This window comes from Mucilaginibacter antarcticus (assembly GCF_042686155.1).
In the GTDB taxonomy this organism is placed as follows: Bacteria; Bacteroidota; Bacteroidia; order Sphingobacteriales; family Sphingobacteriaceae; genus Mucilaginibacter; species Mucilaginibacter antarcticus.
In genome coordinates this window covers 1-22874 of sequence record NZ_JBHUON010000035.1, presented here as the reverse complement: position 1 = coordinate 22874, position 22874 = coordinate 1, and the positions used below count along the sequence as shown (strand labels likewise).

Below are 22874 nucleotides of genomic sequence, written 5' to 3'. Positions count from 1 at the left end.
CCCCAAAGGAAAAAAAGGAGCTGAACAATATACCCGCTATATGCTTGAGGTTGCCCTTGGTGCCAATTCAAGTTATACGATCAGGATCTATCAGATGATCTCTTCCTGGAAGAGCAAGGGAGGGTTCAGAATGTCCTATAAAGAGTTTAGACACCTGCTGGCCATCAAGCCGGATGCATACAGCAAATTCAGTGATTTTAAAAAGAAAGTATTGATGCCAGCCCAGGCAGATCTGTTTGAGAAAGCGGACTGTTGGTTTAATTGCGACGTGGACGGCTTTAAAACAATGGAGCGAAATTCCGAGGGCCAAAAGGAGCTATACCTGAACTTCAAAATCATTACACCCGAATTTAAGGAAACCATGCTCAAACAACGGGCTTCCATTGTGAACCTATTGAGCGTACATTTTGCCTTTAAGGATAGCGACTTACAGAAGCTTGCACACATACTGGATAATGAAAATATATCTTCTGATGTGATTATCATGAAGATATTAAAGGTTTCAGAACGTATTGAGGAAAGCTATAAATCTTCCCAACCGGTAAAAGACAAGAAAGCCTATGCCTTACAATCTCTTTTATCAAATGACTGGTTAAAGTAGGCCTAAAAGTTCAGAATTGGTTGCAGGTGTTTTTAAGGAGTTGGGAATTGGTCGCCAAAATGTTCAGAATAAGTCGCCAAAATGTTCAGAATTGGTCGCCAAAATGTTCAGAATAAGTCGCTCTAAACCCTTGTAAGGCATTGGTTATGTATTAGTTACGGAGGCCTACAATTAATCAAATGATTAATCAAATGATTAATCAACTATTAAAAAAATAAGTATTTAAGGTGCTTTTTGCTCTGAAAAATGCCAAAATGACAGGTAGAGGTGAAGAAAAATTGGAAGAAGGGATCGAAAACAATTTTATACTGGTGGCGCGGCCGCAAAAATGTTCAGAATTGGTCGCACTTTTTACGGGATACCTATAAAGCACATTTATAAAGTTCAGAATTGGTCGCAGCTATAAGCCGGTATTATCTAAATTAGTTAAATATGTACACCATAACATAGGCTAAGAAACCATATAAAGCGATTTAAAATTACTGGACACCGCCTATATTAATAGCTGTAAATAAGTTCAGAATTAGTCGCAAAATGAATTTGAAAAAAAGTAAGCTTTACGGGACGAACCCGCCAATGATCGGGATGAATACGGGTATTTGTTACACTAAATAAAAAAGATGTTGATTTACATAATTATGTAATTACATAAATGTATAATTATTTATTTATGTAATTGAAGAAATATAGAATTATGTATATATTTGGTTATGGGAAAAATCATTACAATAGCGCACCAAAAAGGAGGGGTAGGTAAAAGCACCCTTGCTCTTAACCTGGCTGTTTGTTTTCAGGATCAGTTAACGGTTGCCTTAGTGGATACCGATCTGCAAGGGAGTATAGCTGATCTTAAAAATGATTTACCCGAATTATCCATTATACAGGAGGATAATTTTAAAAAAATAAAAAAATTGGAACATCAGTTAATTATTATTGATACGCCCCCCTATCTTTCAAACCGGTTGCCGGAACTTTTTTTAATTTCTGATTATATACTCATTCCTACAAAAGCAGGTTTTTTTGATGTAATGGCCATCCGCTCAACAGTAGCCCTGGTTAAAGAAGCGCAATTGAAACATACAAAGCTTGGTGCCGGTATTGTATTAAATATGATAAAACACCGGTCGGGCGTAACCGGGGAAGTACAGGAATTATTAAAAGGTTTCGATGTGCCTTTAATGAATACCATTGTTCACGACCGGGTAAGTTTCACCAGGTCGCCTATGACCGGCGGGGTGTTAAGTGGGGAGGATAGTAAGGCAAAGGAAGAAATAACAGCGTTAGCAGAAGAAATAGTAAATTACATAACTATGTAAATACATAATTATGTAATTTTGCATATACATAAATCTATAAAAAATGACAGATTATAAAAATAAATTAGGTAACCTGGCTGACCGTTTAAAAAACGAAGAACCTAAAACACCTATTCAGGAAGTAAACCCGGTAAAAAATAATATATCCGGTAAAGAGGAAGAAGGGCAACTGAATGTGTGGATACCTAAAACACTATTAAAAAAAATAAAAAATTACGGTGTTGAACAAGAGCTGTCCCAAAAGGAAATTGCCATAAGGGCCTTGGAAAAATACCTGTTAGGAGTAATTAGATAGTAAATTTTTATTATACATAAATACATATTTATGTATAATTACTAGTGTTTATTGTTATTTATAAATTATTCAAATAGTATTTTTTTAACAACCTATATACCTTATCTACTTTATGAAAATATATAAATGGATGTATTATTCTCTTTCCATTCTGCTGTTTACAGTTTTAGCAAGCCTTGCTGTAAATGCACAGGAAAAGATCACACTGCAAAGTGCGGTCGACCGCACTTTGGCAAATAATTTAACCATAAAACAAGCACAGGTTACCGAGTCTATAGGTGGTTTGGAGCTTCAACAAGCAAAAAATAATTTACTACCAAACTTAAATGCCAGTACGCAAGGTGGTTATAACTTTGGTCGCAGCCAGGTTGCGGGTTCATTTACTTATACTTCGTCAACATCATTAAACGTAAATGGTAATGCGCAATTGCAATTTACGGTTTACCAGGGCGGGCAATTACGCAATCAGATCATCCAAAACAGATTGTTATTGGATGTTAACAAAGGTCAAACCGCTAAAATTAAAAACGACCTTGTTTTAAGCGTAGTAACAGATTACCTGCAAATACTAACAAACCAGGACCTAGTTACCGCTGCGAAGCAACAAATAGATATTGCCAACCAAACTTTAACCCGGTCAGACATCAGCTTTAAAGTGGGCAACCAAACACTGGCCGATATTTCACAATCTAAAGCGCAGGTATCAACAGCAAATTTTAATTTAACTACTACACAAAATCAACTTGATCTGTCTTTGTTGATATTAAAACAGTATATGGAAATGGACCCATATGCGCCTATCGAGGTAGAAAGGCCGGACATCAGCAAGCTTACCAATATCCAAACCGTGTATGATGCTAACGAAGTGGTAAGAACTGCATTGACTGTTAACCCTGATATCCGCCTGTCTGAATTTCAACAAAAAACCTATCAGCAGGCTATCAAAATAGCTAAGGGTAGTTACTACCCAACGGTTAGCTTATATGGCGGTTTAGCTTCAAGTTATTCTGATAGATTAAATCAAAAAGTTATAGGGCAAACAGCCATTACCCAACAAATTGGTATAGTACAGGCTACCAATCAATCGGTAGTTACGTCTTTTAACCAGTCTATATATGGCCCTTATTCGGCTTTTAGCCAGATTCGTGATAACTTTAATCAGAACATAGGGTTAAGTATACGGATCCCTATCTTTAACCAGTTTAACACCCGCACTAACGTGCGCAAGGCCGAATTAAACTTGCAGAACGCACAGCTAAGTACGCAGATAGCAAAAAATAATTTAAGCAAAACCATCATACAGGCGGTGCTTGACTTGCAATCGGCAGAGAAACAATATCAATCGGCAACGCAAACATTCGAGGCTAATAAAGATGCATTGAATGTTACCAAGCAGCGTTATGATGTTGGTTTGGTAAACTCCCTGGATTATAATACCGCGCTTACCAACTTTAATAAATCGGAAAACAATATGATCGAGGCTCGTTACAGTGTCGTTTTCAGAAGCAAAATAATTGACTATTACCTGGGTAAAACCATCACACTTTAAAAAAAAAATCCTGATCATTGGTTAGTAATAGGATATTTTGCGTGATTTGCCAGCACCCAGGTATTTAGCCAATAATGAATCATTGGTTTAGACCGACCTTTTCCATCTGCTTTTTTAATCTCCCAATAATCGTATTCAAAGACAGTTTTGATAGGTATAACGGTCTGTCTGGAACCATTATGTTTCTGTAATGAAACCTTCATCCTGTTGGGTCCAGAATAACTGGGAGTATCCATTAACGGTCTATCTCCGTTGTTAAAAGTATTTATAATATCGTGAGTTATTTTCAAGAGATACCCTTCATTTGCGGAAGCAGCAAAATGCTCGGATGAAATTACACCTGTTTTCGGGTCTATTAGTAAATATCCATTTCTAAATTCCCTATGTAAATTTAAAAATAAGTCAATTCTAGTGAGTTTAATATCCCAATCTACGTAATATCCACCATGATGATAAATTATCAAATATCTTGCAATATCCGATGCTTCACCATGATTTCGTGCTTGTTCAAATGCCATTAGAGCGAAAGGAGCTTTTTCTTTTATGAAATTTTTGATGGACTCGTCGTCCCATGTAATAATCTCGAAGCCATGATCCTTTAAAAAATGCCATGAGTTTAAACACAAATTTATAAAATCATTTGCCCTTGGACCGGTAATCTGATGAATAATGTTTTTAACCATCTTTAACTTTTAAAATAAGTTAGTTATCAAGTCCCAGGTGAAATATTGGGTGAAGCTAGCAACATCATCTTTTCCGAACGATACCATAACACCGTCTTCATGGTGCATAATACCAATCGGAAAAATTACTTTAATCGACTTATTATTGCTGTATTTCCATAGTAATTCATAGCTTGCATCCGGCCTATCGTCCTCATAGCTTAGCGGTTCTGGATAAAAATCCATTTTTTTACTCGCGTGTTCAAACCTAACCGCGGTATAATAATAATATCGTTTAAATCCCTTTTCATTGACTAGATAGGAATGAACAAATCCGTAAAAAAAGCCGTCTCGTGAGTTTGGTTTTTGTAGCAATGGCGTACCCCCTCGTAATTCACCGTACTTCCAGCCCTTAGTTTTTAAAAAAGAAACATAAACCTCATGTGTATTAAAGGCGCCGGTCATATTCCCAATTTTTATTACTCTAATAAATGGATCGTAGTCTGTTATCATGAAAATCTCGCCTTCAACTATATAAGGTGACCAATTTTTTTCATGTGTACGTCTACCCAAATGTCGCAGAGAAATCTGAGTCTTTATGACCCCTGTTTCTTCGTCAACGATTCCAAGGCCAACGCCAAATTTCCATTCCCAACCGCCTCCGGGAGCATATGGAAAATAGGTGTAAAAAGCAAGCAATAGATCTCCAGCGGAAAAAAGCCTTACGTCTTCGAATGCGGTATTTCCATTTTCTGCAACAAGTCTTTTTATTGATAAGGGATCAAAGCCCGTATTTAATTCCGCAATAAAGGATTTTGCATCAAATTTAAACAGATGCTGCGTTCTGTATGCACACCATATCCTTTCTTTGTGTAGCGCGATTGACGCATTTATCTGAAGCATTTGCAATAAGAATGAATGTATTGGTTATTTTTTATAGGCATTTTTATTTATTTACCGAATATTTCATGTTGTCAAACAGCCTTTCTATCAATTTCCTATCCCTTGTAATAATCTCGCCTGTGCCTTTTATTTCGTATTTAAAGTCGAGTTTTGATCCGTAGTTTGTTTTTAGTTCGTCAGGTAAATCAACGTTAACTAAATATGTTTCCGCCTCGCCCTTTTCAGTTTTAACAGTATTTGTAGTTAATGATATTGACAATACCTTACCTTTTATGCTGCCATATTCCCGGTATGGATAATTATCTAATTTAATTATCACTTCTTGTCCCACCCTAACCTTTCCAGCCCCCGAAGACGGTAAGGTCATCTGGCCCAATACCTTGCTTTTTACCGGGACAATTGTAAATACAGGTTCGCCCGCCTGTAAAAACTCACCATTATTCCAAAACCTAGAAAATTGAACGATGCCTTTTATGGGAGATTTGAAAACGTATTTTTGCTCCCAAAGTTTAAAATTATCAACAAGGTCAGTATAAGTGGTGACTAAATTTAAATGAGATTTGCCTTTTTCTTGACTCTTCTGTATGCTATTTTGCTGTATTTTGCTTCTTGTTTCTTGTATCTGCTCTTTAACGGTAGTAATTTCATTTAACATATTATTATATGAATCTTTTACGCTAAGAAAAGCCATATCGGATTTGTCGATTTCGGCTTCTGACATTACTTTGTTTCTGAATAACGTTGAGTCTCTTTTATGAAACTTAATCATTAATCTAACATTTTCTAAACTTAAAGATAGTTTTTTAGTATAGATTTCTAATGTGTTTTGTTGTTCAATTAATGTCTTTCCTAAAATTTCACCTTGCCTTAGCAAGAGATCCGCTTGATTATGGTTTAGTAAATCATCATACGCGTTAATAAAAGAAAAATATTTTGTGTTTAGATCGCCAAGCGACACGTTTCTAGGGAAATCCACCTGAACGCCAAGATTATTTACGTTCAACTTTTTAATCAATTTGTATGTGTTTTGTATGTCACTTAAATTGGCTGAATTTTCCACGTATGCGATATAGTCTCCTTCATTAACGTGGCTTTGTGCTTTTTTAATTAAATACAATTTACCCCCTGTATATGCGACTAATTTAACAGGGGATGAATTAGCATTCATTACAATCTGACCTATAATAATGTCCGGATAGCGAATGGACCATCCGAATACAAAAAACAATACTGTTAAAGCTAAAACAAAACCTGTTATCCAAATGCCAAATTTTGTTGGCATTCGGTCTATGATAGCCTGAATTTCTTCGGTGCGTTCTATATTTTTGAGAGTAATTCCTTCTTTCATGGGTCTATAATTTCTCTATCAGCTCGACATCATTGTCAACGTTTTCAGCGTGAAGCGAAGTAACCAAGTCTATCTGGGACTGTACGAGTTCAAAGTATCGCCCCTCCTGTTTTACCAGTGATTCATGATTGCCGACTTCGACAATCATGCCGTTTTTCATTACAACTATCTGATCTGCTTTCCGAATTGTACTCAACCGATGCGCAATCACTACGACCGTTTTATTTTTGAAAACATGTTCTAATGCGTTTACAATTTTTTGTTCGTTAATACTATCAAGAGAATTTGTGGCTTCATCCAAAAACAGATAATCAGGTTGTTTATATAAAGCCCTGGCAATTAATATTCGTTGTTTTTGCCCCCCACTTAGGCCCCTTCCCATCTCTCCCATCACAGTTTGATAACCCAACGCCATTTGCTCTATCTCATATGCTATATTTGCAGTTTCTACAGCGTGTTTTAATCGTTCATAATCAACCTTTTCGTCGTCGAGAACAATATTGTTTAGGATTGTGTCGTTGAAGATTTTTCCATCCTGCATAACGGCACCACACCGCTCTCTCCATTGTTTTAAACTAATGTTATTGATATTCATTCCACCTATTGATATTTCACCATAAACCGGCTTATATAATCTTAAGAGTAATTTTAATAACGTTGATTTACCGCTGCCGCTATCGCCAACAATTGCTGTAATCTTGCCCTGTGGGATTACTAGCCTAATTCCTTTTAAGATGACTGCCCCATTTGGGGTATATTGAAAAGCTACATTATTTAAAGTAATATCTTTCTTATCGGGAAGCTCAACGCTGTTGGTTCCCATGTTTTCATCTTCGTCTTCAAGCTGGTGTATTTCGTTAAGGCGTAAAAAGCTTATTTGAGCAAATTGAGCCGATACAATAAATTGAATAAACTGCTGAACAGGGCCGCTGAGCATACCTATAATAAACTGAGTCGATATCATTACGCCGAACGTTATTTCGCCATTAATTACCGCCTTTGCACAAAAAAAAGTTATTAAAAGGTTCTTTACACTATCGATAAACTGCGCCCCCAAATTTTGTGCATTGTTCACAGATAAAACGTTGATATTCACTCTGTAAAGGCGTGCCTGTATATTTTCCCATTTCCAGCGCTTCGCTTTTTCATAGTTATTGATTTTGATGTCTTGTATGCTTGAAACGGTTTCCACCCAATAACTTTGGTTTTTTGAAATTAGCTCAAAATATTCCCAATCTAACTTTTTCCTGATTTTCAAAAACGCCAAAACCCAAGCGACATACAATACGCTGCCAACAAAAAATATAAGAAACACAAATGTGTTAAATATTAGTAAAATAATGGCAAAAACCAAGAACGTTATTGTAGAAAAAATCAGGTTTAATGAGTTGTTCATTATAAAACTCCTAATACGCTCATGATCATTTGCGCGCTGCAATATGTCGCCAGTCATTTTATTCTCAAAAAAAGTTATGGGTAACTTCATGAGTTTTATCAGATAGTCCGAAATCAAGGCAATGTTTAACCTCGATGTAACATGTAGCAGAATCCAGTCGCGTACCGCGTTTGCAAATGTGACGCTGACTATTATAGTAATATTAGCTATCAGTACAATATTTATAAAATCAACATCATGTGTTTGTATCCCAACATCTATAACGGCTTTTGATATAAATGGTAGCAACCCCTGCAAAAGAGTAACAACCAGCATTACAATAAAAAGATTGATAAAACTTTTCTTATAGGGAGTAAAATAAGTCAAAAGATTTCCAAAAGTTTTCCTTTGTTCGCGCTTTTCGTTAATCTGTCGCTGTTTGAAATCGGCTTGAGGTTCCAAAGCCAAGACAGTTCCTTTATACTCGTTCGGCTTGTACCAATTTGCCTTAAACTCGTCTAAAGAATAACTGATCAGCCCCTTTGCGGGATCAGCAACAAATACACTCTTATTTGTCGCCCTGTAAACTACTATAAAGTGGCTATTTGCCCAATGTACGATGCAAGGGAATGGTATTTTTTCATATAAATCTTCTATAGTTGCTTTTATAGATAAACTCCTTAATCCAATAGCCTCGGCAGCGTAACTTAAATCGAGAAGTGAAACACCTTCTTTAGTTATGCCGCACTTATCCCGTATATATTGCAGTGAGTAAAACTTACCGTGGTATTTAGCTATCATTTTTAGACATGCGGGCCCGCAGTCCATACGGTCTAATTGCCGGTCTAATGGGAATTGCTTAAATTTCATTGTAATTTATTGATTTAGGAGATAGCAAATAAGCGTTTTTTATTTAAATAAAAAATTTTGTTTATTTAAATAAAAAAAATCAAATTTACGGTACTTATAACCTTATTAAAAAAACCATGAAAAAATTAAAACTCTCTTTAGATCAACTTACCATCGACTGTAACCCAATTAGTGATTTAGAATCAATTTCTACTAAAGGTGGGACCGATTGGGTAACAGATTTTTTTAACAGCCATGATTCTGGAACCTATACAAGCGCGGACTGGACTAATAACTCCTGGGATGTGACACCTGAGCATGTTGTAGATTCAAGTAGCCACGGCAGTAATGGGTTCTTTTTTGACTCCGGGGGTAGCGTAGTCGCTTTTGCAAACGCTGTTTTTCACAGCGGAGGCGATACTACATCGGGGAACGTAGATTATGCCGCCGGCGACGATGACTATGGTTCAATGGACTTTATGTTCTCAGATAAAGGGTATAACGACCCAGACCCTTACATGGGTTCTGGAGGGTATGGAGATTATGGTGATTCTGGTGGTTATGGAAGCTCCGGCAGCACGGGAGGGGGAGGCACCTCTAGGGACGATTGGGGTAACTACGGCGGATTTGGCGGTCCAGATAATCCAATCGAATTGAAAGAAGTTGTAGTAAGAAGCAGCATTTGGTTAAAAGAAGTTGTAATAAAAGGAGGTATTCCACAAGGCAGGGCAGTTGATCAAGGCATGAACATATTAAAAGCTATTTCAACCCTGGATCAAAATGCGCTTCCAAAATCAATTAAAAGATGCGCCAGGTATGTTCGGCTAGCAATGCAAGCGGGGGGAATTGACACATCCAATCACCCTCCTAGTGCATATCAGTATTCCGGCTATTTACCGGATTGGGGATTTGATACAGTAAGCTCTTCATCGAACACTAATAATTATACTCCGCAAGCGGGGGATGTTGCGGTATTTAATAAATCAGCGAATCATAAAGACGGGCACATTGAAATGTATGACGGCTCTAAATGGGTTTCTGATTTCAAGCAAAATCACTTTATGCCAGGAACATCGTGGGGTGATAACGATTATAAAATATATAGACAATAATTTAAAAAGATCTGTCAATTCAACAATACTGATAAAATGAAAAAGAAAATCATAATACTTTTAATCGCATTTTTAACCGTAGGTATCAATGCCAATAGCTATGATGTTATAGCACTTAAACGAAGCGTAACAACGCAGGCGGAAGCTTCAGACACAGAAGCAATAGCAATGTTGAAAGCTTTTTATACTGATTACATTACAGCTGTAGCGGGATCTGATCTTAAAAAGCCAAATGTGGTCTTATCAAAGTATTGTACACCTTCGTTGTTGAAAAAACTAAAGGCGGTTGACGAAGACCAAATCTTAAAAGTTCAAGATGCAAACATAAAAATGTTAGACAAATTGACCATAAAAAAAAACAGAAAAACGACAAACTCTTACACCGTACGTTGGGAATATTCGGAATACAATGCCACAATAAATGTGTGGGTAGTAAAGCGGAATGGAGGGTATAAGATAAATAACGTGCGATAGTATAAAAAAGTAAAAGCAGCCTCTAGACAAGACAGATCTGGCAAATGTTATAACAAAGGTACACTCTTAAAGGGGCGCATTTGTTATAACATTTTTTTGACATATAGCATAAGTAGAACCAAATGGTAATTTAAATTTGATGATAGTGCGATATAGTGGTTTGACCGTAAATCAAGCTGTTCAAAGAGAAGCTTTAAAAGGGTAACCGATAGTTCGTTAGTCTTTTCTGTGGTTGCTAAAAGATCGCGAAGTTCCCTAGATAGATCATGGAGCCACTTAAAATCAGTAGTAACGGCACTATTTAGCCACATTTGGTTAAACAAAATATTTAATTCTCCTGCATGTGTTCTCTGAACAAATAAACACCGTAGTTCGACACTAACTTGTGCGTCAATTGGCAAAGTCTGCATAAATGTATTGGTTATTTCTTTTATGTTATTAGCGATTAATTTGTTTTTATCAAAAATCACTTTGAACACCACACACTGAATATATATGCCGAATATTAAAATTCTTTCCTGATTTATTGGACTTTGAGATAGTTTGGAAACTATGCTTTTACTTATCAGCACCTGGAAATTATGGTTTATTAATTCATTAGAATCGCCGTGTTTGAGCCGCGGCGGCTTGAATAATCCATAAAGGTGTTTGTTGTTTGGAAAATTGACGAACAAAGAGTCCTTTTCAGGGGCATTATCTTCTAAAACGGAAGGGTTGTCTTTCAAGTATAAGCTAAGCGCATTATCCAACTCGCGCTGGCAAATAAACCCGTTGAAACAGTTAATCAAAACTTGTATATTTTCCCCCTGGGCTGTTGAAAAAGTTATGGAATAAGAATAAATTACGTCTGCGTTTCGTTTTAAAAAAGGAGACAGACACTCGCATATCAATTCATTCCATTTTTTTTTGCTATAAAATATAGAAATGCATAAATGAGTTTTGGTTGTTGTTTCCATTTATATTTAATAGAGCTCTTTAAAGACAATAGCCTCACCAAAACCGGCGTTATTTACCTTGCTGATACCTTTTAAACAATTACTTTCCATTATCAACCTGTTTGACAGCTGATGTAAAAAAAATATCATTTCTTCTATAATTACAGTCGACGATATATCTCGATATTTATTTTGCATTTTATCTTCTAGCCACCTTTGCTCTTTTCTGTCAAGTTTAAGAGGATTATTATTAATGGATATTATAATGCTGTCATCATTGGTTTGCCAGCCCCCTTCAGCCCAAGATTTTTCAGCAATAGAAAACCTGTATTTTAAGGCCTTTTTTAAAGCTACGTCACTTGTTATAGCATTAAAATTGTGATTGTTAACTATTGTTCCAACAGCACACGTATTGTTTGTATATAAAAAGTGCAATGTAGATTCCGCTGGGGAAATATATTTTATTAAAAGTTTTTCAAGCTTGACAGTAATAAAATTTTCCATCCGCTCAGCGGTCGAATGGGTGATAGCATTTAAAAATTGGGGAGCTGAAATAACTTTCTTTGTCAGCCCAAGGAATTGTAATCGGTTTAAAAAATCATAATCATCAAATCCATAATGTTTCATAGTTTCATCATACCCGTTAACGGCTAAAAAGTCTTTCTTTTTTACACAGATCCTACCTAAAACATCTTTTTTTACACCCCCTTCATCATGGGTGCTCAAAAAAACATTCCCATTCTTTTTAAAAACACCATTAATATATGTTGCAAAACCCGCGCCTGTAAAGTTATCGGCATCTATATTACAGACAATGTCTCCAGTAGCTAATTTATACGCTAGATTTCTAGAGTGCGACATGTTATATTTTTTTGGTTCCTCTGTCCTATAGTAAACCAATTTTTTGCTTGTAATAAACGTGTGTAGTTCTGATCTGACGTATTCTTTAAGTCCATCTGTAGAATTGTAATCAAGCAATATGAACTCTAAATTGGGATAGTCCTCGTTGTCCAATATATTGCGTTTTAGCGTTTGTTTTAAATGTGAAAGCCGGTTCATACAGGTTGTACAAAAAGAAATTTTAAACATTGTCATTTAGTCGAGAAATTGTACTTGAAAAACCGAAGATTGAAAATATAAAACTATTTTCGACCAAGGTTAATGCAAGCGGTTTAGGAAATTAACGCATACTTTAGCCTTCTACCAAAACTAACGAATAATCATTCAAAAACAAATTATTCAACCACTCTTTGGGATGCCTGTTTCAGCTATAGTATATTTAAATGAATAATAACGAGGTCAAAGGCACTCGAACGACTCAATGCTGAATATCAGCATTAGACAAGGTGGAGATTGAGTAATTGTGGCGGATCTCTTTGGGGCACCTAATACGAAGCACTGCATTAGAAAGCCCAACAGGACTTATAGGTTCAATGTTATGCCATACAGATATGTATTTAACCCCCGAGATTTCGTTATAGAGCGGGGGTGTTGGATGGTTTTGGTAACCGTCAATTGCCCGAATTATATTCTTATCGGTTAAGTTAAATTAATAACAAATCGAACAGAATAGTATTCTCATTAAACGGCCGTTTAAAGAGAATGACCGATCCTGTTTAAGCCTATTTCCCAAAGTGTAAATTTATGCTTCTTTGGCTGTTTCGTTTTCTCTCAAAATAACTTCAAAAGCTATTCTTATTTTCGTATATTTATATGGGTTTGAGAGAAAACAAGCACTATATATGAAAATAGGCTATGCCAGGGTAAGTACCGCCGATCAGTTATTAGATATGCAGCTCAATGAATTGCAGGCGCATGGCTGCGAGGTGATCTACAGTGAGAAAATAACAGGAAAAAACAAGGAACGTCCGGAACTTTTAAAAATGCTGGAGCAATTACGGAAAGGCGACCAGGTAGTGGTTTGGAAGCTCGATAGGATAGGGCGATCACTTAAAGACCTGATCGAAATTGTTGAGGGCTTTAAAGCCAAGGGGGTGGACTTTGTTTGCCTGCATAACCAAATAGACACCTCGACACCCACCGGGCGGTTTACCTTTAACTTATTTGCCGCGCTGGCCGAGTTTGAGCGGGAGATCATCGTAGAGCGTACCAAAGCGGGATTAAAGGCGGCAAAGGAGCGGGGCAATATATCGGGCCGTAAGCCAGGATTAACAGGAGGCAACCAAAAGAAAGCGGCACAAGCCTATAAATTATATAAGGATACCAAGCTATCCCATCAGGAAATCGCAGATCTGTTAAAAATCGGGAAGTCTACCGCTTACCGGTATATTACGGCTCAGGCTAAAGCAGATCCTAAACAACAAACAGCTTAAATATGAAAGAGCAGGAAGAAGCGGACAGGATAGCAACCATTCAGGAAAAAGCAAATAAAACCATAAGGGAACTGCGTAAAAATAAACTGTCCAATGGCCATACTTTTATGTGTACCGAAGAACATATACCAAAAGAGCAGACGATCTTAGAATACCCAAATGGGGCCTTTAAGGTGGTAAAAATTACCGGTGTATTAGCCCCCGCCAAATTTGTAAGAATGGCCACACCGGAAGAAATAGCACATATTAAAAAGACCAACCCGGCTTACCCGGAGTTTTATTTATAATAAACACAGATGTATTTTTCGGATTACAAGCAACACCCCATAATGACAGTTAAGCCATCCTTATTATGGGAGTATGATTTAACGAATTTTGACTATCAAGCCATGCGCCTGGTGGTGGTGCAGCGTGTGATAGAAAGAGGCTGGCCGGATGATTTTTATGCGATCTTTAATCTTTATGGTGAAGATGGTGTGTACCAGGCCACTAAAGAAATAGCTTACTTAAACCCCATTGATATGAATTTTGTTCATGTGGTGTTTGGCATTCATTTGGAGGAGTTGAAATGTTATCACAATAAAGACAGACCCCGCCACTGGAAAAGTTAAACCTAATTGTATACAATTAATCCGATATCAGGAGCTGGCCAGATCCGCAGCTTACCAATGACCCGGCAAATAGGTATACAAAATAAAAAAGATTGACCGGGGATCTGCGCAGACCCGGGCACGAGCCACCAGGCGGCTTGATTTTTTTGTATACAACAAGTTGCTTTTTACTCGTAGAAAAAATCTTACAGGCATCCAACACCTAGCCGTTAAATAAATGTTTCACTATGGGACAACAATTTGTATCTTTGTTTGGTGAATAAGGAGCATAAGTACCGGAATATCATTTTTTACAAGGACTACTTCCAGGAGTTTTTTGTTAAGCAGCGGGAAAAGGTGCAGGATAAAATAATCTGGACTTTCGATCTGATAGAAGCCCTGCAAAAAATTCCGGAAACCTATCTAAAACACCTGGAAAATACTGACGGCCTTTATGAGATCAGGGTACAGCAGGGCAGTGATATATTTCGCATTTTCTGTTTTTTTGACCAGGGGCAATTAATCGTTTTAACAAATGGGTTTCAAAAGAAGACCCAAAAGACACCGAAGCAGGAAATAGAAAGGGCGCTTAAAATAAAAGAGGAATATGGAAACGAAAAAAAGTAACGTCATGACGTTAGCGGAATTTAAGGATAAAACCTATGGGAAGCCCGGCACAGCCAGGCGCGATCAGCTCGATGCGGGTTACGAAACCTTTAAGATCGGAGCGATGATACACGAGGCCCGGATTGAAAAAGGGTTAACCCAGGAGGAACTGGCCGAAAAGGTCGGTACGACCAAATCGTATATCTCCAAATTGGAAAACAACATTAAAGAGGTGCGTTTTTCAACCTTAAAAAAAATCGTTGAAAATGGTTTAGGGGGACATTTAGAACTTTCCATTAAACTATAATTAACCCATTTTGAGTTTGCATAACCAGGTAGCAGACGGGGCGTTGCCCTACGGCCGTACCCTTACAGAGTGCGCCTTGCTCCGTCTTAGCAGACAAATTATGCTAATTTTCTTCCAGGCTACTAACGCATAACACGCAAGAAGCTTAATAATAAATTTAACCAATAACCGCTAAAAATAAAAAAGGTGCTTTAAGCCGGTTCGTCCGTTTATACGCTAACGCTTAATCAGCTACCTCACCCGCTTAAAGCACCACCGGCAACCGTGTTGCGCTATGCTCCACACCATTGCAAAGACGGAGCTGCCCTATATTCTAAGACTTGTGCAAACATTTATGATGGTATAAGTTAATATCATTATGTTTATAATAAGTTTTTACCCTTATTCACATGTCAAAAATAGCGTATCAATTAATAGCATTTCAAACAATAATCTTCTTCTTCACTGTTTCCAGTATAAAAGCCCAGACCACAACTTTAGAACAAAAAACGGACAAAGTTGCCCGTTTGGCCGTTAACTATATGAATATAGATCTGCCGGATAGTGTGTATCATTTAACAGGAGATCAATTTAGAAAGACTATATCACAGCCAACATGGAATAACGTCTATAAACAATTTGTTAGTCTTTTGCCGTTTACCAAAACAGTATTTATCAGCAGTAAAGATTCGATCAATAAATACAAATTGATAGGTAAAATTACGCTTGCCTATTACGTAAGTCTTGATCAAAAGGGGAAATTAAATAACTTTTCTTTTGTCCCTTATAAGGACGAAGTAAACGTATTGAAAATGACTGAGGCTGAACGTAAAACGAACATACTAGCCCAAAAAATACTATTATTGATTAACCAAAAGAAGGCCGATAGCATTTATCTTTTCGCAAGCAATAGTTTTAAGAATCAAATTGACGCAGTAAAATGGAAAAGTATCGCAGAAAATGGACTTTTCCCATTAACACCGCTATCAGAAGCTACTTTTTTGGGTAGTGAAAATGGGGTTAATAGATATAAGCTGATGCCCTATCAGTTTATTATTGGTTTAGATGAACAAGGCAAATTTAATACACTTGCTTTGCAGCCTTATAAAGAAAAAGCTGTAAAAGCAGCCAGGGCGCTGTCTGATAATGAAAAAAGAACGCGGTTGGATAGCGTAGTCGATAATATAGTAACTACTTATATTCAAACTAAAGGTAACGTAGGATTAAGTGCAGGAGTTTACTATAAAGGGAAAGACTATTTTTATAATTACGGGGAAACCAAAGTTGGTAACAACCAGCTTCCAGTATCTCATACAATTTACGATATAGGTTCAATAACCAAAACATTTACAGCAACGTTGCTCGCAATAGCTGTAGAACAAGGTAAAGTTACTTTGTCAACACCTATTGCTAAATTTCTCCCCGATTCAGTCGCTTTAAATAAAGAAATAAAAAATATTACGCTTGAGGAATTAGCTAATCATACATCTGGTCTGCCACGACTTCCTGACAATTTTCAGGCAAATGTTACTGATACATATCAGCCTTATGAAAACTATGGCGTTAATGATATGTTTTCGTATTTAAAGCATTGCAAAATTAATAACCCACCTGGCGCTAAGTATGGTTACAGTAACTTTGGCGCTGGTTTGTTGGCTGTTATACTTGAACGTATTTATCATAAATCCTATCAAGAGCTTCTCCGGCAATATATCACCGGCCCAGCTAAACTGACCGAAACCGGATTCGCGGCCGATAATTCAACAACGCTGGCTCAAGGATATAATGAACAAGATCAGCCGGTAGCGCCATGGAAATTTCTTGCAATGCAAGGTGCAGGAGTGTTGAAAAGCTCTGCATTCGACCTGTTAAGCTACAGCAAGCTGCAATTACTTCATCCAAATCAACCCCTACATGAAGCTTTAAGATTAACACATCGAGTTACTTTTGACGATGGTACTAATATAATAGGATTAGGTTGGCACTATTTAGCCGATTTTAAGAATGTCTTACAACATGCAGGCGGCACAGGCGGGTATCGTTCTATGATTTGTATTGACCCGGACAAACAACTAACGGTGGTTGTGTTGACCAACAATGCTACAACCGGTGATTCACTAGGTATTGAATTAATCGAGGCATTAAAAGCTATTAATGATTAATTTCGTTGAATCATCTTATCTCTACACAAAATTCTCATTTAGCCCGGAACCCGTAAAGGGTAACATAAACAGCTCCGCCCACAGGCCTGCGCATCGCTGCCCTTGACGGAACCCGACCGAAATAAGCAGAGTTGTTTACGAAATATGATTAAATACTAAGCTGCATATCACCAGGTCTACATATGCGTTTTCCTATTGATTACCGTGTTTTAATGGCCAGCCAGGCATAAGCTTAAATCTAAAAAGGTGTAGAAAATAAAAGCCTGTTTGCCCTCGCGGAAAACAGGCTTTTCCTAAACCTTATCATAAGTAAGCGGGTTGCTTACTCTAATAATGCAATATACCTTTTCTAATCAATACACCATTGAAAAAATACCATAATCCAAAACAGGCGACCGGGTGGGGTTCGGGCCAGATCCTCGTGCAATCCGTTTAGGTGGAAGAACCACCCCGGCTACTTTACCTTCCCCTGGGTAAACACCGTAACACTTGTATCCCTTAAAAATATTTCTGCAACACGAAGAAACCGGAGGAAACGATAGGCCGAATTTTACTGCCCGGAAAGCAGATACGCGCGGTACCAGGCGTATAGTTTTTCCTTTGGAAAAAGGCGGTTTTACGGAAGCTGCGCACCCTCAAACAGCCGGTCGTTTTCCTGCGAAAAACAAAGCTTACGAATATGCCGCTACGCAGTATTCGTAAGCTTTATTTTTTACTTTTACGAAGTAAAAATTGCGGTAAGACGGTTTACCGGATTACAGGCAAGCGGGGCTCACACAAAGTGTGAGACGCTTGCTAAAAACGGCCTTACGGCTGTTTTTAGAGGGGTAACGGCATACATGAGGCATGCCGATTAAAACAAAAGGCTGATATACAGTGTTTAAATGTATGCAAGAGGGTAAAAGCTGCATACAACGAAGCGAAAAAACACCAACCATGGAAGAAAACGAAAATACCGGCAACAGGAGGGGGGAAACCTCTTTGCGGCTATCGGAAACCGCCAACCAGGCACTTACAAAGTTAACAAAAGAATGGAAAGCCAACAGTAAAAAAGAAGCCATTGAGGGCATGATCAACTACTTCAAAAAGTTAGGCATAAGCCCACTGGAAGAAGTGCCGGACACGGTAGGCAAACGGCTTGAAAAAAGGGTTGACCAGGTGATCGCCTTTATCCGTCAGAACGAGAAGATCCACCGGGAAGAGATCGAAAAGGTTTTGTTATTTGCCCGGCAAAGCCAGACGGGAAACAGCCCGGCAGCGACCGGTGAGCTGGCGACCGCGGCGGACTTTGTACGGATGTCCAATGCGCTTGTCGCCATCGGTGAAACTTGCGATAACCTGCAAACGAATGATCAGTCGTTACGTAAAATACAAGTGGGCATCTTGGAACATTTGCAGGCACAAAACGATATGGTCACCCAAAGACTGGCCGCCTATAAAGACACCGCCGGGCTTTTTGAGGTCATCAAGGGCAATATGCAGAAATATACAGATAGTGTATTGGCCAACCCGCAGAACGCACCGCAGATCCAACAAAACTTTATCCTGCATTTTAAAAAGAAATTAGGCATCACCACACCGCCGGAAACGATAGGAGGATAATAAAATGTTTGTCAAAGCAGCCAATCCCGGAAAAGGAGGGAACGCCGGGAGTTGCTCCGGGCTGGTCGGTTACCTGGAGAAAGAAAACAAGGAACTGGCACCCGGCCAGCAGCCGGAAATGTGGTTCAATGCCGGGCGGCAGGACATCACCCCGCAGGAGGTCATTAACCATATCGATAACAACAAAAAAGGGTTGTCGGCCACCGCATCAAAATTTTTTGAAGTGGACATTTGTCCGAGCAGTAAAGAATTGCAACACCTCGAAAAACTCACCGGAGGCCAGCCCGAAAAAATGAAAGCGGCCCTGAAAGATTACGTCAGTAACGAGGTGATGGAGGAATACGCCAAAGCCGCCGGTAAGCGGGGCAGGGTAGAAGACCCCCGCGAACTTTCCGGCAAAGACCTGACCTGGTACGGCAAGGTGGAAAAAAACCGTTACTATAAATTTAACGACCCGGAGGTAAGGGGAGGACAGGCCAGAAAAGGCGATATCAGGCAGGGACACCACATGCACGTTCAGGTGATCATGAGCGCCAAGACAGCCGATCAGCAACTGGCCATCAGTCCGCACAGTACCGAGCTGTCCGGGAGCATCGGCAAAATAAAGAACAACCAGGTGTATAAAGGATTTTCAAGAAACCAATTCAAGGAGGGGAGCGAAAAAGCGTTTGATGAAATGACAGGTTACCCGAGGGAAATATCGGACAGCTTTGCCTATCACAAAACCATGAAGACCGGAACGCTCATGGAAAAGGAAGCCATGCAGCAAAGCGCCGGGCAGGAACGCAGGCAACAGGCAGGAGCGGAGCGGGTCGGGGCAGAGCAGCAGCCGGAACAAACACCGGTCACCGGGGTTGAAAGCCTGGCCATGCCGGAGATCAGGCCTTTGAAAACGGAGTTTGAAAAAGCACCAGCACAACAACAAAAAAACCAACAAAACGAACAGGAGCAAAACCGGGAGCAGCAGCGCAGGAGAGGGCCGAGGCTATAGCCCGGAGCGGACTGTTTTAAGCCCGCGGGGCGCGATGTTTTTAATAAGTTGATAAATAGGCTATTTAATTTTTTTTTTACCCTAAAGGGCTGAAATTAGCTATTTTTGGTTATGCCGCCGGATAGTATACCAAATGTATACATTTTAAACGGCCAGCTCGTCGCGGATCTGCGCCTGCAGTCGATAAATTTAAAATTTTTGTATACAAAAGTTTAACCAGGCCGGGCGCTGATCACGCCGACGCGCACTTTTCGGAAAGAATAATGTATACAAAACACTTCCGTTGAAAAAAGGGTTTAATAAAAAACCCGTAACCTAACCCCGGCAGTATGGAACCGCTCAAAAAACTATTTAAAGACCTGTTTAGCCTGATCCTGTTTAATGGCATAATCGTTTGGCTCTTATATCACTTCGGGCTGATCCGGTCCAACGGTGTTACGGCTTATATCCTACTGGCCGCCGGTGGGCTGGTGCTTTGCATCGTGGTCAACCTATTGGCCACGTTCGGCCTTAAATTCTTTCAGTACCAATATTACCGGTTTTTGCTCATGGGTGATTCCGCCATTTTTAACCCGGATGTGGTCTGGAATAATTTTTTTGTACGCTCTACCATTTATTGGGGCTTGGTTGGCGCGTTGCTCAGTACGAATTATGCGGTTATTGCCGTGATCGCCATAGTGGCGCAATTAGGGCTGCGTATTAAAAGCGGGTTGCCAAATATGGGTAATTTAAAAAATGTCCTGCCGGAGCGCAGCCCGCCCCTCTCCTACAGTTTTAATACCGACAAGGGTAAATTAAGGCTGGATAATTTATTTCGCGGCTTATTGGTGGTCGGCGGTGCGGGGAGCGGCAAAAGCAAGAGCCTGGTTGAGCCGATCATCGGGCAGGCCGGAGAAAAAGGGTTTACGGGTATAGTTTACGATTATAAATTTCCAACGCTGGCCGAAGTCGTTAACGGTGCTTACCCGGATGGGCAGGCCATCCAAAAATATTATATCAACTTTACCGACCTCTCCCGCTCCCACCGGGTCAACCCATTAACGGCAAAGCTATTGGAAAATGCGAGTTACGCCCGTGAGCTGGCCAGCGCCATCATAACCAACCTTGACCCGCAAGCCGCGCGGAAACGGGACTTTTGGATACAGTCGGCCGAAGCCTTGCTAACCGGTACGATATGGTATTTACGGGAGGAAAACCCACAACACTGCACCTTACCCCATGCGGTTAGTTTACTGCTTACCCACGAGCGCAGGCAATTGATCGAATTATTACAGGGTAACGACCAGGTGGCCGGGATGATCGCCAGCGTGGCCAGTGCCTTAGATAGTGAAAACACCATTGGCGGTATGTTCGCCACGCTGCAAAATCAATTAGCCGTTTTAAATACCCCGGAAATATTTTGGGTAATGTCGGGTAACGACTTTACCCTTGACCTGAATAACCCGGAAAGCGGCAAAATATTGGTTTTAGGTAACAACCCCTCACTAAGCAATACCTACTCCCCGCTCCTATCGCTGATCGCTACAGCAGCTTTAAAACAATTGAACCAGGCCGGAAAATTACCGTCCATCGTTTTACTGGACGAAGCTCCTACGATCATTATCCCGAAATTTGACGAGCTGCCCGCCACCGCGCGGAGTAACAAGGTGGCGACCATTGTCGTTGCGCAGGATCTGGCACAGTTGGAAGACCGGTACGGCCCGACACAAACGGAAACGATCATATCCAATTTGGGTAACCAGGCTTACGGCCGTACGACCAACCCCAAAACCGCCGAAAGGATCAGTAAATTATTCGGCAAAGAAGAACGCTTGTTTGAAAGTCAAAGTGTCAACGTCAGCCAGGGCAAAGCTTCGGTGTCGCGTAGTCAGAATTTGCAGCAACGGGAGCGCATCGAGGCGCAAGACACCATGCGTTTGCCTACCGGTGTTTTTGCGGGATTGGTGGCCGAGGGTAACCAGCAGGAATTTTTTTGCCGGTTCAAAGATGAAAAAAGCGAGGCTACCCCCCCTACCCGCTTTTAAACAGGTCAGCCCGGATATGGTCAAGCGCAATTTTTCAAAGATTGTCAGCGAGGCCAAAGATATTTTAAACCGGAAAGGCGGCAGTAACCCGGACATGCAATTACCTGATAGTATTTTTAATGTGTAGCCGATACAGCAATCTAAATTTATGTAATTACATAAATACATAAGTATGTATAAATAGTCAAGATTATTTTTATATCTTCGAAATTGAAGGATTAGGAATAAGTTCAATTAAGAAAAATGGAAATCCCCAAACTACCCAAGGCGGAAATAAAAGCGTTAGTGCCAGTAAAAAAAACCGTAAAACTTACAGCAAAGACAAGAAAAGTAGTTGTACTACCCGAATTACAAACCTATGTTATCCAACCTAACCGGGTTACATTTACCATCTTTGACGGCTTTTCACTTACGCAACTCAAAGCATTTTCGGCTATCATGCTCAATTTGCAGGAAGCTGTAAAACTGGATATGAATAACGGGGACTTTAAACAGTTGAGTTTATTTAAACAGTTTGAACAATCCATAAAATTTGACCTCTCACTTAAAGATATCACAAAAGACCCCAGGGCTTACACCCCAATAAAAGAGGCAATCTCCCAGATTTCTGAAATCAATGTTAAAATCCCGTTAAAAGACAATAATGGAAAGGGATACCACATCAGCACATCGCTGATTACGGCTTTAATTCCCGACGAAGCAGATTATAAATCGGTGATCAGTATAAAAATTGAAAGATCCATTGCCGAATATCTCATACAAATCCCCAAAGGAAAAAAAGGAGCTGAACAATATACCCGCTATATGCTTGAGGTTGCCCTTGGTGCCAATTCAAGTTATACGATCAGGATCTATCAGATG

General features: G+C 39.4%; 23 protein-coding genes. 17 read left to right on the top strand and 6 right to left on the bottom strand.

Annotation, left to right across the window (positions count from 1 at the left end; all coding sequences use genetic code 11):
- The 4 genes from ACFSYC_RS18935 to ACFSYC_RS18920 form a co-directional block, all read left to right on the top strand.
- Window positions 1-601 (top strand): hypothetical protein (locus ACFSYC_RS18935; RefSeq protein WP_449288994.1); only part of this gene is annotated, 601 nt, incomplete at its 5' end.
- 710 nt (window positions 602-1311) lie between these two features.
- Window positions 1312-1917 carry an AAA family ATPase gene (locus ACFSYC_RS18930; protein WP_377130427.1) on the top strand — a complete coding sequence of 202 codons (606 nt, stop codon included), beginning with the start codon at window positions 1312-1314 and terminating at the stop codon, window positions 1915-1917.
- Between the two features lie 43 nt (window positions 1918-1960).
- On the top strand, window positions 1961-2212 hold the full coding sequence (locus ACFSYC_RS18925) for a hypothetical protein (RefSeq protein ID WP_377130426.1): 252 nt from the start codon (window positions 1961-1963) through the stop codon (window positions 2210-2212).
- A 112-nt stretch (window positions 2213-2324) separates the two neighbouring features.
- Window positions 2325-3761, top strand: coding sequence for a TolC family protein (locus ACFSYC_RS18920; RefSeq protein ID WP_377130425.1), 1437 nt, complete (start codon window positions 2325-2327; stop codon window positions 3759-3761).
- A 14-nt stretch (window positions 3762-3775) separates the two neighbouring features.
- On the opposite strand, the gene ACFSYC_RS18915 is transcribed toward ACFSYC_RS18920, so the two are convergent.
- Genes ACFSYC_RS18915 through ACFSYC_RS18900 form a run of 4 tightly spaced genes read right to left on the bottom strand, consistent with a single transcriptional unit; the run spans window position 3776 to window position 8919 of the window.
- On the bottom strand, window positions 3776-4444 hold the full coding sequence (locus ACFSYC_RS18915) for a glycosyltransferase family 32 protein (RefSeq protein ID WP_377130424.1): 669 nt from the start codon (window positions 4442-4444) through the stop codon (window positions 3776-3778).
- Window positions 4445-4453: 9 nt separating this feature from the next.
- The gene (locus tag ACFSYC_RS18910) at window positions 4454-5326 is read right to left on the bottom strand and encodes a hypothetical protein (RefSeq protein ID WP_377130423.1); all 873 of its coding nucleotides are present in this window, start codon (window positions 5324-5326) and stop codon (window positions 4454-4456) included.
- A gap of 43 nt (window positions 5327-5369) precedes the next feature.
- Window positions 5370-6674 (bottom strand): HlyD family efflux transporter periplasmic adaptor subunit, encoded by a 1305-nt coding sequence (locus tag ACFSYC_RS18905; protein ID WP_377130422.1) that lies wholly within the window; start codon window positions 6672-6674, stop codon window positions 5370-5372.
- Window positions 6675-6678: 4 nt separating this feature from the next.
- Window positions 6679-8919 carry a peptidase domain-containing ABC transporter gene (locus ACFSYC_RS18900; protein WP_377130421.1) on the bottom strand — a complete coding sequence of 747 codons (2241 nt, stop codon included), beginning with the start codon at window positions 8917-8919 and terminating at the stop codon, window positions 6679-6681.
- Between the two features lie 116 nt (window positions 8920-9035).
- Between ACFSYC_RS18900 and ACFSYC_RS18895 the strand changes: the two genes are divergently transcribed.
- Window positions 9036-10010: a hypothetical protein gene (locus ACFSYC_RS18895; protein ID WP_377130420.1), complete on the top strand. Its 975-nt coding sequence runs from the start codon at window positions 9036-9038 to the stop codon at window positions 10008-10010.
- A 36-nt stretch (window positions 10011-10046) separates the two neighbouring features.
- Window positions 10047-10484, top strand: a complete 438-nt coding sequence (locus ACFSYC_RS18890; RefSeq protein WP_377130419.1) for a hypothetical protein — start codon at window positions 10047-10049, stop codon at window positions 10482-10484.
- 83 nt (window positions 10485-10567) lie between these two features.
- Here ACFSYC_RS18890 and ACFSYC_RS18885 read toward each other — a convergent pair whose 3' ends face one another.
- A complete protein-coding gene (locus tag ACFSYC_RS18885; protein ID WP_377130418.1) occupies window positions 10568-11440 on the bottom strand; it encodes a hypothetical protein in 873 nt (290 codons plus the stop codon).
- A 6-nt stretch (window positions 11441-11446) separates the two neighbouring features.
- Window positions 11447-12508: a glycosyltransferase family 2 protein gene (locus ACFSYC_RS18880; RefSeq protein WP_377130417.1), complete on the bottom strand. Its 1062-nt coding sequence runs from the start codon at window positions 12506-12508 to the stop codon at window positions 11447-11449.
- A 653-nt stretch (window positions 12509-13161) separates the two neighbouring features.
- Between ACFSYC_RS18880 and ACFSYC_RS18875 the strand changes: the two genes are divergently transcribed.
- The 11 genes from ACFSYC_RS18875 to ACFSYC_RS18825 form a co-directional block, all read left to right on the top strand.
- Complete coding sequence (locus ACFSYC_RS18875; RefSeq protein WP_377130416.1) at window positions 13162-13752, top strand: recombinase family protein; 591 nt, start codon at window positions 13162-13164, stop codon at window positions 13750-13752.
- 2 nt (window positions 13753-13754) lie between these two features.
- Complete coding sequence (locus ACFSYC_RS18870) at window positions 13755-14039, top strand: hypothetical protein (protein WP_377130415.1); 285 nt, start codon at window positions 13755-13757, stop codon at window positions 14037-14039.
- Between the two features lie 42 nt (window positions 14040-14081).
- Window positions 14082-14363, top strand: coding sequence for a DUF6922 domain-containing protein (locus ACFSYC_RS18865; protein ID WP_377130414.1), 282 nt, complete (start codon window positions 14082-14084; stop codon window positions 14361-14363).
- A 255-nt stretch (window positions 14364-14618) separates the two neighbouring features.
- Window positions 14619-14969 carry a type II toxin-antitoxin system RelE/ParE family toxin gene (locus ACFSYC_RS18860; RefSeq protein WP_377130413.1) on the top strand — a complete coding sequence of 117 codons (351 nt, stop codon included), beginning with the start codon at window positions 14619-14621 and terminating at the stop codon, window positions 14967-14969.
- Window positions 14970-14973: 4 nt separating this feature from the next.
- On the top strand, window positions 14974-15255 hold the full coding sequence (locus tag ACFSYC_RS18855; protein WP_377130412.1) for a helix-turn-helix domain-containing protein: 282 nt from the start codon (window positions 14974-14976) through the stop codon (window positions 15253-15255).
- A 389-nt stretch (window positions 15256-15644) separates the two neighbouring features.
- Entirely contained in the window at window positions 15645-17396 is a 1752-nt protein-coding gene (locus ACFSYC_RS18850; RefSeq protein ID WP_377130411.1) for a serine hydrolase domain-containing protein, read from the top strand.
- A 489-nt stretch (window positions 17397-17885) separates the two neighbouring features.
- Entirely contained in the window at window positions 17886-18098 is a 213-nt protein-coding gene (locus ACFSYC_RS18845) for a hypothetical protein (protein ID WP_377130410.1), read from the top strand.
- Between the two features lie 234 nt (window positions 18099-18332).
- The gene (locus tag ACFSYC_RS18840) at window positions 18333-18998 is read left to right on the top strand and encodes a BfmA/BtgA family mobilization protein (protein ID WP_377130409.1); all 666 of its coding nucleotides are present in this window, start codon (window positions 18333-18335) and stop codon (window positions 18996-18998) included.
- 4 nt (window positions 18999-19002) lie between these two features.
- The gene (locus ACFSYC_RS18835) at window positions 19003-19989 is read left to right on the top strand and encodes a DUF5712 family protein (protein WP_377130408.1); all 987 of its coding nucleotides are present in this window, start codon (window positions 19003-19005) and stop codon (window positions 19987-19989) included.
- 329 nt (window positions 19990-20318) lie between these two features.
- Window positions 20319-22013 carry a type IV secretory system conjugative DNA transfer family protein gene (locus ACFSYC_RS18830; protein ID WP_377130407.1) on the top strand — a complete coding sequence of 565 codons (1695 nt, stop codon included), beginning with the start codon at window positions 20319-20321 and terminating at the stop codon, window positions 22011-22013.
- 243 nt (window positions 22014-22256) lie between these two features.
- On the top strand, window positions 22257-22874 hold a 618-nt coding region (locus ACFSYC_RS18825), incomplete at its 3' end, for a RepB family plasmid replication initiator protein (protein ID WP_377130406.1).